Source organism: Halobacillus sp. ACCC02827, assembly GCF_030291935.1.
Taxonomy (GTDB): domain Bacteria; phylum Bacillota; class Bacilli; order Bacillales; family Halobacillaceae; genus Halobacillus.
Map to the genome: position 1 here is coordinate 2,474,939 of NZ_CP128168.1, position 15,188 is coordinate 2,490,126.

14 protein-coding genes and 1 other annotated feature are annotated in these 15,188 nt (G+C 47.2%); of the genes, 5 read left to right on the plus strand and 9 right to left on the minus strand.

Features of this window, described 5'->3' with window-relative positions:
- The first annotated feature begins 31 nt into the window (after nucleotides 1-31).
- Entirely contained in the window at nucleotides 32-634 is a 603-nt protein-coding gene (gene rpsD, locus QRD89_RS13145; protein WP_008635420.1) for a 30S ribosomal protein S4, read from the plus strand.
- 120 nt (nucleotides 635-754) lie between these two features.
- Here the strand turns inward: rpsD and tyrS are convergent, their stop codons facing one another.
- On the minus strand, nucleotides 755-2,026 hold the full coding sequence (gene tyrS / locus QRD89_RS13150; protein WP_008635421.1) for a tyrosine--tRNA ligase: 1,272 nt from the start codon (nucleotides 2,024-2,026) through the stop codon (nucleotides 755-757).
- A 75-nt stretch (nucleotides 2,027-2,101) separates the two neighbouring features.
- Nucleotides 2,102-2,311: a binding site (T-box leader), on the minus strand.
- A gap of 124 nt (nucleotides 2,312-2,435) precedes the next feature.
- Here tyrS and QRD89_RS13155 point away from each other — a divergent pair.
- The 4 genes from QRD89_RS13155 to QRD89_RS13170 all read left to right on the plus strand — a co-directional run bounded on the left by QRD89_RS13155 (nucleotide 2,436) and on the right by QRD89_RS13170 (nucleotide 8,027).
- Nucleotides 2,436-5,429, plus strand: a complete 2,994-nt coding sequence (locus tag QRD89_RS13155) for a transglycosylase domain-containing protein (protein ID WP_286095423.1) — start codon at nucleotides 2,436-2,438, stop codon at nucleotides 5,427-5,429.
- A gap of 129 nt (nucleotides 5,430-5,558) precedes the next feature.
- A complete protein-coding gene (locus QRD89_RS13160) occupies nucleotides 5,559-6,206 on the plus strand; it encodes a GNAT family N-acetyltransferase (RefSeq protein ID WP_008635429.1) in 648 nt (215 codons plus the stop codon).
- 4 nt (nucleotides 6,207-6,210) lie between these two features.
- Nucleotides 6,211-6,858 carry an acetoin utilization AcuB family protein gene (locus tag QRD89_RS13165; protein ID WP_008635431.1) on the plus strand — a complete coding sequence of 216 codons (648 nt, stop codon included), beginning with the start codon at nucleotides 6,211-6,213 and terminating at the stop codon, nucleotides 6,856-6,858.
- Nucleotides 6,855-8,027 carry an acetoin utilization protein AcuC gene (locus QRD89_RS13170; RefSeq protein WP_286095424.1) on the plus strand — a complete coding sequence of 391 codons (1,173 nt, stop codon included), beginning with the start codon at nucleotides 6,855-6,857 and terminating at the stop codon, nucleotides 8,025-8,027. Before QRD89_RS13165 ends, QRD89_RS13170 begins: the two co-directional genes overlap by 4 nt.
- A 245-nt stretch (nucleotides 8,028-8,272) precedes the next feature.
- Here QRD89_RS13170 and motS read toward each other — a convergent pair whose 3' ends face one another.
- From motS to murC, 8 genes are all read right to left on the minus strand, one after another.
- Nucleotides 8,273-9,055, minus strand: coding sequence for a flagellar motor protein MotS (motS, locus tag QRD89_RS13175; RefSeq protein WP_286095425.1), 783 nt, complete (start codon nucleotides 9,053-9,055; stop codon nucleotides 8,273-8,275).
- Nucleotides 9,045-9,869 (minus strand): flagellar motor protein MotP, encoded by an 825-nt coding sequence (motP, locus tag QRD89_RS13180; RefSeq protein WP_286095426.1) that lies wholly within the window; start codon nucleotides 9,867-9,869, stop codon nucleotides 9,045-9,047. The genes motS and motP overlap by 11 nt, the downstream gene beginning before the upstream one ends.
- Nucleotides 9,870-9,921: 52 nt before the next feature.
- Nucleotides 9,922-10,923, minus strand: a complete 1,002-nt coding sequence (ccpA, locus tag QRD89_RS13185; protein WP_008635440.1) for a catabolite control protein A — start codon at nucleotides 10,921-10,923, stop codon at nucleotides 9,922-9,924.
- Between the two features lie 211 nt (nucleotides 10,924-11,134).
- Nucleotides 11,135-12,193, minus strand: coding sequence for a bifunctional 3-deoxy-7-phosphoheptulonate synthase/chorismate mutase (locus tag QRD89_RS13190; RefSeq protein ID WP_026577088.1), 1,059 nt, complete (start codon nucleotides 12,191-12,193; stop codon nucleotides 11,135-11,137).
- Nucleotides 12,194-12,404: 211 nt separating this feature from the next.
- Nucleotides 12,405-12,722: a bacillithiol system redox-active protein YtxJ gene (ytxJ, locus tag QRD89_RS13195; RefSeq protein ID WP_286095427.1), complete on the minus strand. Its 318-nt coding sequence runs from the start codon at nucleotides 12,720-12,722 to the stop codon at nucleotides 12,405-12,407.
- 62 nt (nucleotides 12,723-12,784) lie between these two features.
- Entirely contained in the window at nucleotides 12,785-13,213 is a 429-nt protein-coding gene (locus QRD89_RS13200) for a YtxH domain-containing protein (protein WP_064503479.1), read from the minus strand.
- Nucleotides 13,214-13,224: 11 nt separating this feature from the next.
- Nucleotides 13,225-13,644 (minus strand): DUF948 domain-containing protein, encoded by a 420-nt coding sequence (locus QRD89_RS13205; RefSeq protein WP_008635444.1) that lies wholly within the window; start codon nucleotides 13,642-13,644, stop codon nucleotides 13,225-13,227.
- Nucleotides 13,645-13,823: 179 nt separating this feature from the next.
- A complete protein-coding gene (gene murC / locus QRD89_RS13210; RefSeq protein WP_286095428.1) occupies nucleotides 13,824-15,119 on the minus strand; it encodes a UDP-N-acetylmuramate--L-alanine ligase in 1,296 nt (431 codons plus the stop codon).
- Nucleotides 15,120-15,188: the final 69 nt, after the last annotated feature.

Genomic DNA, 15,188 nt, shown 5'->3' on the forward strand with positions numbered 1-15,188 from the left:
GCAAAATAAAATAAAAAAGGAGGAAATTCCTATGGCACGATATACAGGTCCAACCTGGAAAAAATCACGTCGCTATGGCATTTCTTTAAGCGGAACTGGTAAGGAGCTAGAAAAGCGCCCTTACGCTCCTGGACAACACGGCCCAAACCAACGTAGAAAAATATCTGAATACGGTCTTCAACTTCAAGAGAAGCAGAAGCTTCGTTTCATGTACGGCTTGACTGAGCGTCAATTCCGCCGCATGTTCGAAGAGGCTGGTAACATGAAAGGGATCCACGGTGAAAACTTCATGATCCTTCTTGAATCCCGTTTAGATAACCTTGTGTACCGTCTCGGTCTTGCTCGTACACGCAACCAAGCGCGTCAGCTTGTAACTCACGGTCACGTTGTTGTTGATGGTGGTCGCGTTGATATCCCATCTTACCGCGTAGCTCCTGGTCAAGTGATCACACTTCGCGAAAAATCTCAAAAGCTTAACGTTGTCGAAGAGGCTATCGAAGTGAACAACTTCGTACCAGAATATCTTACTTTCGACGCGGACAAGCGTGAAGGAACTTACACTCGCTTCCCTGAGCGTTCTGAGCTTCCTTCTGAAATCAACGAAGCACTTATCGTTGAATTCTACTCCCGTTAATAGATTAACGGATACCAAAAAGAGCAGCACCGGATTTCCGGCGCTGCTCTTTTTTATACCCTAAACTCCCCGCCTTTTAATGAAAAAAACTCCCGACCTGACGGCCGGGAGTTTCATCATTTATCCTTCGAAACGGATTAAGAAATATTTCTTCTTCCCGCGGCGGATAATCGTAAATTTGTCTTCGATACGATCCGCTTCCCCGATCGCATGCTTCAAATCCTGGTTACGCTCTCCATTGATATAAATCGCACCGTTACCGATATCTTCACGTGCCTGACGCTTGGAAGAAGCGATGCCCGCATCCACAAGCAAATCAAGAAGCTGCGGATCTTTAACCTCAGAAGTGTAGGCAGGTACATCCTTGAATCCCTGCTCGATTTCTGTACCAGTCAACGCTTTGATATCTCCGCTGAACAAAGCTTCGGTAATACGCTCCGCCTGCTTCAATGCCTCTTCGTCATGGACGAGCTTCGTCACTTCTTCTGCTAGGCGCCGCTGTGCCGTGCGCTTCTCCGGGTGCTCCTGCACTTCTTTCTCCAGTTCTGCAATTTCATCCATAGACAGGAAAGTGAAAGATTTCAAGAAACGGATTACATCGCGATCATCACTGTTGATCCAGAACTGGTAAAACTCGTAAGGGCTCGTTTTCTTCGGATCCAGCCAAACAGCTCCACCAGCCGTCTTCCCGAACTTCGTCCCGTCCGCCTTTGTCATCAGCGGAATCGTCAATCCGTAAGCTTCTATCTCCTTCTCTCCGGCAGCCGTACGACGGAGCAGTTCCAATCCTGCAGTAATGTTGCCCCACTGATCGCTGCCTCCGACCTGTAATGTGACATTCTCTTTCTCATGAAGCACTTTAAAGTCAAGAGATTGCAGTATCATGTAGGTGAACTCCGTGAAACTGATGCCGTTTTCGATTCTGGACTCTACGGAATCTTTGGCAAGCATGTAGTTGATTCCGAAATGCTTCCCTGTGTCACGAAGGAAATCAATAATGGAAATTTGAGCAAGCCATTCATGATTGTTGCGAGCAACAGCTGCGTTCTCCCCTTCATCAAAGTTAAGAATCTTCGCAAGCTGATTTTTAATAGATTCGCTGTAACCGAGAACGACTTCCTCACTGTTCAATTGACGCTCGGTCGAACGGCCGCTCGGGTCTCCGATCATACCTGTCCCCCCACCGACAAGAGCGATTGGGCGGTGTCCCGCCTGCTGGAATCGCTTCAGCGTCAAGATCGGAAGCAGGTGACCGATATGAAGAGAATCAGCTGTCGGGTCAAACCCGGTGTACAACGTCACCTGTTTCTCTTCCAAATGCTTTTTCAAACCTTCTTCATCCGTAATCTGATTGATCAGTCCACGGTTTTGTAAATCCTGTAACAAATCCATAGTGTCTCCTCCATTCTCCTACTGTGGCTGCGTGGGGCGCTTACGTCGGAAAACACAAAAAAGACCTCTCCCCAAAAAAGGGACGAGGTCTTATCGCGGTACCACCCTTGTTGCACAACAACAGCTGTGCCACTTGTATCCATAACGGCTGTTCACCGTCTCCTGATTCACACCAGGAGATGCTCCGGATCGTAATTCAACAAACAAGTATGCACTGACTTCCACCGACCGTCAGCTCTCTGCAGCAGGGACTTGCTGTTTACTTCAATCGTTCCACGCGCTTCTATTCAACTATGTTCTCTATTTTTATCATATCGTCATGAAAAATGCAACTGCACCTTCGAGCGAATGATGTCCTAAGATGACGGGGTGTGTTATAATATGGGTGGATTTTTTAGGAGGTATTATTATGTCTGATAACCCAAAGAAAGGTCGAAATAGAAAGAGTTTCCGTACCCTGTGGGAAGAAGGAGCCATCCAGAAGAAGACCAGGATCACTTATGATGTCGTTTGGAACGTCATCCTGTTCTTCATCATCATCGGTGTCGTCGGCTTATTCTTCGCAGGAGGCGTCGGTGCCGGATATTTCGCTTCTCTCGTCAAAGACGAGCCGTTGAGAAGCAAGGCCGACATGACGGATACGATTTATAACTATGCCGAAACCTCGACGATGTTTTTCAACGATGAGTCGGAAATCGGTGATGTCAGCTCCGATTTGTATAGAGAAGAAGTCTCCCTCGATCAAGTCAGCGATCATTTGAAGAACGCGATCATTGCAACAGAGGACGAAAACTTCAACCTACATAAAGGAGTTGTCCCAAAATCTGTCATGCGCGCGATCGTCCAGGAAGTGACTAATTCCTCTGTCAAAACCGGAGGAAGTACATTGACCCAGCAGCTTGTGAAAAACCAGATCCTGACGAACGAAGTTTCCTTCGAGCGGAAAGCAAAGGAAATGGTACTCGCTCTGCGCCTGGAGAAATTTATGAATAAGGACGACATCCTGGAGGCCTATCTGAACATTGTCCCGTTCGGAAGAAATGCAAACGGGCAGAACATCGCGGGCATCCAGACAGCTGCTCAAGGTATATTCGGCATTAACGCGGATGAACTGTCGCTCGCCCAGTCCGCTTATATTGCCGGGATGCCGCAATCCCCTTTCGCGTATACACCGTTTTATAATGATGGATCGATTAAAGAAGAAGAGCTGCTTCAACCCGGCATCAACCGGATGCATGAAGTGCTCGAGCGGATGCTTGACGGTGGATATATCACCAAAGAGGAATACGACAAGGCGATGGCTTTCGAAATAAGTGGGGAGACGTTGACCGAACCTAAGACGACAGCCAACAGCGCCTATCCTGCCATCAACCAGGAAATTCAGAAACGGGCAAAAGAGAAAATTAAAGATTATCTGTTGAAACAGAACGGCCATACAGAGAAAGATTTGAAGGAAGACGAAGCACTTGCCCAGGAATATGAAGAGCTTGCGGAACGCGAGCTGAGCTCGGGCGGGTATAAGATTCATACGACGATTGACAAAGAAGTCTATGAATCTATGCAAAAAGTACGGGATGCATACACAAAATCCAATTGGCCATGGGGAAAAAAGACGGTCTATAACGAAAAAGGAGAGCCGTACAAGATAGACAGCCCTTTACAGCTCGGAAGCATCATCATCGAAAATTCAACCGGGAAGATTTACGGCTTCATCGGCGGCTATGATTTCGATGAGAACCCTTATAACCACGCCACCCAGGCACGGAGATCGAACGGTAGTACGATGAAACCTCTTCTTGTTTATGGTCCAAGTTTCGACACGGGAGCCGCCCAGCCCGGCTCCGTCATTGCCGATGTACCATACACCTATAGAGATCAGCCGGGTAAAGAGGTACGGAACTTCTCCCGTGGGCATAAAGGCTTTGTTTCAGCAAGGTATGCACTTGCCCAGTCTTATAACGTACCAGCTGTCAAGCAATACAACGAAATAAGAAATATAAACCCGGTGAAGAATTACTTAGATAAAATGGGTATGAAAGAGCACTTGGCTGAAGGAGACTACAGAAACGAGTCCATGGCCCTTGGTGGACTTACACATGGAATCACCGTCGAAGACAACGTCAACGCCTATGCCACGTTCGGGAACATGGGTAAATTCGTAGATGCCTATATGATCGAAAAAATAGAGAAAAAAGACGGCGACGTCATTTATCAGCATAAGAAGCAGGAAACCGACGTCTTCAGCCCGCAGGCCGCTTACCTGACGATCGACGTCATGCGCGATGTCCTCGACTACGGTACCGGATCACGCGTCAAAGGATTGATACAGAACCGTGGCGTTGACTGGGCCGGTAAAACGGGTACTTCCCAGGCGACAAAAGACTCGTGGTTTGTCGCGACCAATCCGAACGTAACCGTGGGCATGTGGACAGGATTTGCTGAAGGCAACATGCAGGGGATGAATTACAACCAGCGGACGCAAGGATTATGGGCCGACGTCGTCAACGCCGCTTCGGAAGTCGATCCGGAGCTGATGATTCCGAAAGATAACTTCCAAAGCCCGGGCGGACTTGTAACGAGATCCTATTGCGCAACATCTGGGCTTCTCACCTCTGATCTTTGTTCTTCCGTCGGACTCGCTGCCTCTGATCTTTATGATGCAGACTACGCACCGACGAAAACAGACGACAGCCTCGTGAGCGGCAATTTCGTCCGCGTGAAAGGCAATTTGGTTCAAGCTGGACCGAATACTCCAAAAGAGTTCATTCTTGACGGCGGCGGAGTCACACTCAGCCCGGAATTTTTGAAGGAGAATGGATACACAAGCCCTGCCGTATTACGGGCATTGATTCCGAATAACGCCAAATGGAACAAAGTCGGGCTTCCGTCTTCCGATGCCATCGGTTCGACGAAATCCTCGATTGATAACGACGGGAAGGCGCCAAGTGCGCCCGGGTCCGTTTCCGTAAGTGGATCAACCCTGAACTGGCAGGCTTCCGGAAGCAGCGATGTCGTGGGGTACCGTGTTTACACGGCTGCCTCCCCCGGCGGATCCTTTTCTCTCATCGGAAGCACAGCTTCCACCTCCTATAAATTTTCCGGAGACGGCGTCTACGCCGTGAAGGCAGTGGATTATTTCGGACAAGAGTCCTCCCTATCTTCTCCGGTAACCGTTGGAAACCCCGGCGCGGAACCAGAGCCGGAGCCGAAGCAGGAAACCGAAGAGAGTGAACCGCAGAACGAAGAACCTGCTGAGCAGGAAGAGAATGATTCATCCGAAGAATCACCGGCAGAAGCAGATACGGAGAACACGGAAGAAGCTGCTGCGGACGAAGAAATACAAGAAGAAACAGAAGATGCTCCTCCAGAAGAGAATCAGGAGGAAGAGACACCGGAAGAATAAGGATATGGAACGAAAAGGGAGCTCTCTCCATAGGAGGAGAGCTCCCTTTTTGGTTTCCAATTTAAAAGTTATACTTTTCATGTATAATGAAGACAACAAGATTCTATTAATTTTTCAGGTGGTGACGGAATGAACCATGAAAAAACCTATTATCGTGAAACGATCGATACGGAGGAAGGTCCCGTGATCGTGGAAGGCCCCCTTTCTTCTCTGGACTTGTCGTCCTATACCTTCCACGAACAGCTGACCGCTTTCCGCCCCGCTCAGAAGCAGTTTGAAGCAGTCAAAGAAATCGCAGATTTTGACGAAGGCCGAATCATCATTGCCAGACACAACGACATCATCGTCGGGTATGTTACATACCTTCACCCCGATCCTCTGGAACGCTGGTCGGAAGGTGGCATGGAGGACCTGATAGAACTGGGTGCGATCGAAGTCATCCCCTCCTTTCGAGGTTACAGGGTTGGCTCCAGACTGCTTAAAGTTTCCATGATGGATTCTTATATGGAGAACTACATCATCATCAGTACCGAATATTACTGGCACTGGGACTTAAAAGGAACCGGCCTCAATATTTGGGACTACCGAAAAGTGATGGAAAAGATGATGGCCGCAGGAGGTTTGACCCCCGCCCCGACCGACGATCCCGAGATCATTTCCCACCCGGCCAATTGTTTAATGGTAAAGGTAGGAAGGAACGTTCCCGAAGCTTCTATAGAAGCCTTCGATCGTCTCCGTTTCTTAGCAAGACATCAATACCGCCAGATGAGGAGGTAGCTGTATGTTAGTAGAAGAAATTATGAAAAAAGAGGTTATTACGCTCCCCCCTTCCGAAACGATTGAAAAGGCGATGAAACTGCTCCATCAGCATCATATCCGCCATCTTCCAATTGTGGACGAAGAGAATAAGGTCATCGGCATTGTGTCAGATCGCGATGTCCGCGATGCCAGTCCTTCCATTTTCGACGAAGACAGCAATCCCCAGGAATGGAAGAAGCCGATCCATACAATCATGACATCACCGGTAACGACGGTTCACCCCCTTGATTTCGTCGAAGAGACGGCCTCCATCTTTTATGAGCAGGAGATCGCTTGTGTTCCTGTAACGAGAGATGATAAGCTCGTAGGCATTGTCACAGAAAAAGACATGCTGTATACAATGATTCAACTGACCGGTACGAATGTGCAAAGCTCCCAAATAGAGATTAAAGTCATCAACAAGCCTGGGATCCTGCCGCAGGTGATGGCGGTATTCGGAAAGCGAAAAGTGAACATCAGTTCCGTCCTGATTTATCCGTATAAGCCCGACTCTTCTTATAAAGTAATTGTCGTCCGCATCCAGACGATGAATCCCCTTCCAACCATCGAAGATTTGACGAAAGAAGGCTACGATGTCCTGTGGCCTAAATTACCGGGGATGTCTGTATGACCTGCCATGCGGGTTTTGTGTATTCGGACGATTTCACTACCTACCATTTCCGTGAGGACCATCCCTTCAATCAATTACGGGTGGTTATGACCAAGGATCTGTTGGAGAACATGGATGCATTGAAATCAACGGATATTATCCAACCGCGGATGGCTACAGAAGAAGAGTTGGCGCTCGCGCACAGTAAATCCTATATACAGGCTGTCAAGAAAGCCGGTGAAGGAAGACTCGGAGATGAAGAGGGTTTGGAATACGGCATAGGCACAGAGGACACACCTATTTTCCAGGGAATGCACGACGCCTCCCGCCTGTTGGTTGGAAGTACTTTGTCCGCCATCGACGCTGTTATGGAAGGACGGGTCCAGCACGCTTTGAACCTTGGAGGCGGTCTCCATCACGGCTTTGAGCGGAAAGCTTCCGGCTTTTGCATTTATAATGACGGAGCTGTCGGCATTAAGTACCTGCGTCAAAAATACGATTGCAAAGTGCTGTATGTCGATACCGACGCCCACCACGGAGATGGGGTGCAGTGGGCTTTTTACGACGATCCAAATGTGTGTACGTTCTCGATCCATGAAACGGGGCGGTACCTGTTTCCAGGCACAGGGAATGTGAACGAACGCGGACTGAAGGAAGGATACGGTTACTCCTTTAACCTACCCATCGATGCTTTCACAGAAGACGAATCATTCTTAACTAATTATGAATCCGCTTTCAGAGAAATTGTTGATTACTTCCGACCAGACGTCATTGTTACGCAGAATGGGGCAGACGCCCATTTCCTCGACCCTCTTACGCATTTATGTTCAACGATGAAAACCTATGAAACCATTCCAAAGCTGGCCCATGAGCTCGCACATGAATTTTGCGACGGAAAGTGGATTGCCCTTGGCGGAGGAGGCTACGATATTTGGCGTGTTGTTCCACGAGCATGGTCCCAGTTATGGCGGATCATGCAGGAAGGACAACCATTTCATGGGGACATCCCGGAAGCGTGGGTCACCCAATGGCAGAAGAAAGCTCCCGTTTCCCTGCCTTACACTTGGCACGATCCTGCCGGCGGATACAAGCCGATTCCGCGCAAACAGGAAATCACCGAAAAAAATGCCAAGCTGCTTGAAAAAATGTTACAGCTCATTCATAACCAGAAAAAATACAATCCATCCTAGAAAGAACAAGAAAGGCCCCTAATTATTAATAGGGGCCTTTCTTCTGGCTGTCGGGAAACTTGAGCCCGAAAGAAAATTAATGCGGATAAAAACCCATGGATACATAGGTATAAGCTCTATCTTACATAAGGGATGCAAAACCGTTCCGCTTGCTGAAGATGACTTCTTCAGATGCAAGGGGCGGATGGTCAGTCGGATGCCATTATAAAAACAAAAAGCCACTACAAAAGTAGCGGCCCGGGAAGTCAATTACTGCCTTCATATTCAGGATCCAGTATGACAATTTCGACACGGCGGTTCTTACTCCAGTTCGCCTCTGAATCATTCGGAGCAATCGGCCTCGTTTCTCCATAGGCGACCGCAGTGAACCTCTTCGGATCCAGCGTCTCGGTTTGATCCAGCAGGTACCGTATCACACTGCTGGCTCTCGCTCCGGAGAGTTCCCAATTGGAAGGGTAACGGAAGGAAGAAATTTGTCTGTTATCCGTATGCCCCTCGACTTTGACAAAGTTCGGAATGTTGTCAAGCAGCGTGCCAACCTTCGAAAGAAACGGCTTGGCGCCATCCAGCACCTCGGCACTACTCGTCTCGAACAGCAGTTGTTCTTCCAAAACGAGTACCACCCCCCGCTCTGTCTGAGTAGCGGATATGATATCACCTAGTTCATTCTCTTCTATATACTCATCCACTTCTGCTTTCAATTCTTCCAGGTCTTCCGTTTCGGCATCCTTCTTCTCTTCCTTGTCCTGTTCTTTATCATCATCAGGCAGTTCGTACTCATTGTTCTTTTCTCCATTTTCCTGCGCTTTCGCCTGTTCCGTCGGGTAGTCATTCTCCACTGCCGACGGATAGAAGTCGAAGATCATCCGATTACGGAATGATTCCGCAAGCGCTTCGAATTTGACGAGGTTGATCTGCGACATGGAAAAAAGCAGGACGAAGAAGACAAGGATTAATGTAATCATGTCTGCATATGTAGTCATCCACTGGGGGGCTCCCCCCTGCTTCTTCTTCCTGTTACGCTTCATTAGCAGCTTCTCCCATAGATTCCGCCTGCTTCTCTTCTTCTACATAACGCTTGTCCTCGTCAGAAAGAAAAGCGCTCAGCTTTTCTTCCAGTACTTTCGGATTTTGCCCGGACTGTACTCCAATGACGCCTTCAATAACCACCTGTTTCATGAAGATCTCCTGATCCGTACGATTCTCAAGCTTTCCAGCCATTGGGATAAACACAAGATTCGACAACAGTGTTCCATAAAAAGTGGTCAATAAGGCAACGGCCATCTGAGGCCCGAGTGTTGCAGGATTGGACAGGCTCTGCAGCATGAGTACAAGACCGATCAGAGTCCCGATCATTCCCCAGGCAGGAGCATACTCCCCCGCCTTCTCAATGATTGCCCGACCTCGATAATGGCGCTCCTCCACTGCATTGATTTCGGCCTTCATGATATCTGTGATGACCTCAGGCTCGATTCCGTCCACAGCAAGAAGAATGCCTTTCTTAATGAAAGGATCATCCACTTCGTCGAGCTCTGCTTCCAACGCAAGCAGTCCTTCTCGTCGCGCCCTTTCTGATAATCGAACAAATAAGCTGATCAGTTCCCTCAGGTTCCTATCATGCTGTTTAAATGCCTCTTTCATCACACGGAAGGTGAGTTTCACCTCACCTACGTTGAAGTTGACCATTAACGCAGCGACCAAACCGCCGATAACGATGATGATGGAAGAAGCTTGTATAAATGATGTGACCCCGCTGAATCCTGCACTGGACATAATACCGAACATTACCATGATGAATCCAATAGTAATTCCGATCGGAGTCATTAAATCTTTTTTTGTCATGCCAATCTCTCCTCAGTTCGGAAAAAGTACCGTAATACTTTTAATATCGGTACTATTTCGACTGAGTTGAGTTTCTTTCAATAATTCGGTGTGGCAAAATGACGTTCTGCTCTTCCACTTCTTCTTTATTCATTAGTTTCGTCAACAGGCGCATAGCAACGGCACCGATATCATACATCGGCTGAACAACGGTGGAGAGCGTCGGACGGACCATTGTAGCAAGGCGCGTGTTATCAAAGCCAAAGATCTCCATATCTTCCGGTACACGAAGTCCTTTGTCCTGAGCACCGTGAATCACTCCAAGAGCCATTTCATCAGAGGAGACAAAAACCGCTGTCGGATGATTGTCCATTTCCATCATTTGATCGACTGCTTCCAGTCCGGAATCATAGGAGTAATCCCCCGTGATAATAAGATCTTCCGCTTTGTCAGCTCCGCTTTCCTTCATGGCGCGCTTGTACCCTTCCAGTTTCTGCGTATTAATGATCGTCTCTTCCGGCCCAGAGATAAATGCGACACGATCGTGATCGTGGCTTAACAGTAATTTGGTTGCATCATAGGCAGCTTCTTCATAATTGATGTTGACAGCTGGAGTTTCCATCGATTCATCGACCGTCGCAGCCAACGTAATCGGTACAGAAGACGTCTTGAATTCACGGATATGATCTTCTGTAATATTACCGCCCATGAAAATCAGGCCGTCCACTTGCTTTCCGAGCATAGCGTTGATGAGGTTAAGTTCCTTATCCTTGTTTTGATCGGAATTACTCAAAATAATATTATAGTTGTACATAGTGGCAATATCTTCGATTCCACGCGCAAGCTCGGCAAAGAAAATACTGGAAATATCAGGAATGATAACTCCGACCGTCGTCGTTTTCTTACTTGCTAGTCCACGGGCTACTGCGTTCGGACGATAGCCCAGACGTTCGATCGCTTCATGTACTTTCTTTCTTGTTGCCGGCTTAACATTCGGATTTCCATTGACCACCCGTGATACGGTCGCCATGGAAACATTGGCTTCTCTCGCTACGTCATATATCGTTACATTCATCTTGCTTCCTCCTTATGAAATCCCTTCGATCCATTTATTCAATAGAACAATCATACGATAAATCGCTTACCTGCGCAATATTCGTGTACTTTCTACAAATATTGTACCCTTAACATTATAACGAATTGCACATTTGCTGCAAAAGTTCTTTTTTATTTATCTCAAAAAAAAGAAGCCAGGCTGAACGATCAGCCTAACTTCTCAGAAAAGCTTATTTGGTTAACTCTTCCATGAAGGTACGGAAAGTAGGAATATCCATCTGCTGGGCTGAATCGGAAAGTGCAACAGCCGGGTCCGGGTGAACTTCGGCCATCACTCCGTCTGCCCCGATCGCCAAGGCCGCTTTCGCTGTCGGAAGAAGCAAGTCTCTTCTGCCTGTGGAGTGCGTAACATCGACCATGACAGGAAGGTGTGTCTCCTGCTTCAGAATTGGAACGGCCGAGATATCAAGCGTGTTTCTCGTCGCTTTCTCATACGTTCGGATTCCGCGCTCACATAGGATGATGTTTTCGTTCCCTCTTGAGATAATGTATTCGGCTGCGTTGATGAATTCAGAAATGGTAGCGGAAAGACCGCGTTTTAGAAGAACCGGTTTATTGACAGAACCCGCCGCTTTCAATAATTCGAAGTTCTGCATGTTTCGTGCACCGATTTGAATCACATCAAGGTAGTCAAGCGCCTCTTCCAAGTCTCCCGGATTGACGATTTCACTGACGACAGCCAAGCCCTGCTCGGAAGCGGCCTGCTTAAGAATCTTCAGACCTTCTATACCAAGACCCTGGAAATCGTATGGCGACGTCCTCGGTTTGAATGCTCCGCCGCGAAGAAGTTTCAATCCTTGGTCTTTAACAGCCTTCGCTACTTCCGATACTTGCTCGTAACTTTCAACAGCACATGGCCCCATAATGAAATGCGGGTTGCCATCACCGATTTTTTCTCCATTGATCGTTACAATTGTATCTTCCGGCTTTTTCTTACGGGATACAAGCAGCGCTTTACGGTGATCGTCTTCCTGAAGCTCCAGTGCCGCTTTAAAGATTTCTTTGAATAGATGAACGACCGTGGAATCTTCGAACGGTCCGTCATTATGTTGGGAGAGTTGGTCGAGCATCGCTCTTTCCCTCACTGGATCAAAGCGGTTCATGCCCTGCTGTTCTTTAATCTGGCCAATTTCCTTTACCAGATCACCGCGTTTATTGATTAAATTCAGAAGCTGCAAATTAACGTCGTCTAATTGACTACGCAGCTGATCAAGATTTTGATTACTCATTTCTTTCTCCCCCTAGCATGAATTTTAAAATAATTTGTAATTTAATATAATAATTAAGGGCAATTATAGCTGACTTTTTCACTATTGTCACCCCCATTAAGGGCTTTCACTTGATATTTGTAGAAAAAGTTGGATTTTACCTGGAGAGGACCGTCCGAAAATACCCATAAAAAGAACGCGCCGGTGAATTATGGCACGTTCTTGAATACTTTTATGCGTGGGACAGGCGTTCCTCGGTGATCGACCCATGGCTGGCATCCCAAACGGCTTCTCCTTCTTTAAAAAAGATAGCTTGGGGAGACTGGTGGCGGATGGAGAACTGCTCCGCTACATAGTTGGATAACGGCCGCGCCGTCTGCACGTATAAGGTATAACATGGGTACTCGGATCTTTCTGCGAACCTGTCATATTGTCCCTTCGCATTTGCACTGATCGGACAGGTAAAACTATGCTTCAACAAAAAGAAGGAACCCGCTTCTTTTCGAATCTTCTCAAACTCGTCCATTGTCTCAATGATGTTCTCTTCCATGTGTTTACGACCTCCTGAAATAAAAACGATGGGAGCGGTTCCCCGCACCCATCGTCTCCTTATTATAGGTTGGTAGATGTAGCAGAATCCTGCTGTTTCTCCAGTTCTTTTGCAGCTTCTTCAATAGCTTCCGCCACTTCCTGAGCTGCTCTTTCCGCTTCATCTTCTTCACTGGTACGCAGACCCTTCACTTTATCCTTCACTTTACCACCAAGTTCCTGTGATCTTTCCGACACAGACTTGGAAAGTGTAGAGGATGTCTGGACAGCGCGGTCTTTCCACTCTCCACTTTTCTCATAGGCGACGTCTTTCCATTCGCCGGCACGTTCTCTCCACTCGCTAGAGCTATGATTGATGTCCTCGCGCAATTCACGTCCGGATTTCGGAGCAAGAAGTAAGGCGACAGCCGCACCGACAAGCCCCCCGATCAGTGAGCCCAGTACGAAGTCTTTGCCGCTTCCGTTGCTTTGTGATTTGTTTTGATTCATCATCAATTCCTCCTTTAAGATTTAAGATCCTCTTTCTTGGCTTTCTTCCACAAATTGATGGCTACATGCCCCCACTTCATGGCTTGAGCCGCCGAATCCGTATTCTCATTTGCAGATTTGTTCAAACCTTTGGAGAAGGAACGGATCGAATGGTTGAATTCCTGCACCGTGTCGCCGATACCTTTAACACCGTCAACAAGCGTATTCAGCTTCTGGGATTTCTCACCGACGTCTTCCGCCAACTTATTTGTTTTATTCAATAAGGCAGTCGTCTCCATGGTGATGCCTTCCATCTGCTTCTCTACCCCTTCAAGGGTGTCAGCCACGTTGTTCATCGTCCTGCGAACAGCTGTCAGCGTTCTCGCTAAGAATATGACAAGAACGGCAAATGCAACTGCTGCAATCAACGCAGCAATGTAAAGAATAATAATCATTCCCCCTGCACACTCCTTCTTATGTAATCGACACAGTCCCGTATATACCCTAAAGCGTATACAGGTAAACGTGAAGGTTACGTTAATTGGACATATTCGATATCATAACCGAAAATTCCTTTTTTATTTATATTTTATGTAAAAAACGTGCGGCTTTCATGGAACGCCGCACGTTTTTATCACTTCGTTTCCTGCTCGTAAGCTTCCTGGAACTTCTGAATATCCCCAGCACCCATGAATAGAAGAACCCCGTCTTCATATTCTTTAAGCTGCTGTGTTTCATCAAGCTGCAGCGTTTTTGCTCCTGGAATCAATTCCTGCAAATCAGTGATGGACAATTTGCCCTCATTCTCTCTGGCAGATCCAAAAATATCACAAAGAAATACATGGTCTGCTTCCTTCAGGCTGTCCGCGAATTCGTTCAAGAACGTCTTTGTACGTGTGAACGTATGCGGCTGAAAAATCGCGACGACCGGGCGTTCTCCGTATTTCTTTCTGGCCGATTCGATCGTAGCATTGATTTCAATCGGATGATGCGCATAATCATCGACGAGAACCTGCCTATTCCACTGCTTCTCTTGGAAGCGGCGCTTCACTCCGCTGAATGTCGCCAGCTTCTTGATCTGTTCGGGCTGCATATCTTCATAATGACAGAGTGCAATGACACTAAGTGCGTTTAATACGGTATGATTTCCAAACTGTGGAATGGTGAATGTGTCGTAGTAGTTGTTTCTGACAAACACATCAAAGGTCGTGCCTTCTGCACTTTCCTGAATATTCTGAGCTTGAAAATCATTCGTATCAGCAAGTCCATAATAGAGGACAGGAACGTTTGCCTGGATATGCTGAAGGTGTTCATCATCTCCACAGGCAATGATTCCTTTCTTGACTTGTTTAGCCATTTGCTGGAACGCTTGAAACACGTCTTCAATGCTGGTGAAATAATCAGGATGATCAAAGTCGATGTTTGTCATGATGGCATAATCAGGCTCATAGGATAAGAAGTGTCTGCGGTACTCACAGGCTTCAAATGCGAAATATTTACTTTCCTCGTGCCCTCTTCCAGTCCCGTCACCGATCAAGTAGGAAGTGGGATAATTTTCTGTAAGTACGTGAGCAAGCAGACCGGTTGTGGACGTCTTACCATGCGCGCCTGTAACAGCGATGCTCGTATATTTCCCGATCCATTCCCCAAGGAAATCGTGATACCGATAGAACGGCAGCCCCTGGGCCTTTGCCTCCTGTATTTCTTCATGATCTTCGCCGAATGCATTCCCTGCAATGATCGTGAGGCCTTCCTTGATGTTGTTTCTTGTAAAAGGCATGATTTCTATATTCTTTGCTTCTAATGCGTCTTGTGTAAAGAATCGTTTCTCAACGTCTGATCCTTGAACCTTCTCACCAGAATCATGAAGAATCTGTGCAAGCGAACTCATTCCTGTTCCTTTGATACCAATGAAATGGTAAGTTGTCATAAACAAGAACCTCCAAAATAAAGTGGGTCACTTTAAGTATAGTATATGTAACTTGTAAAAATCTGCGAT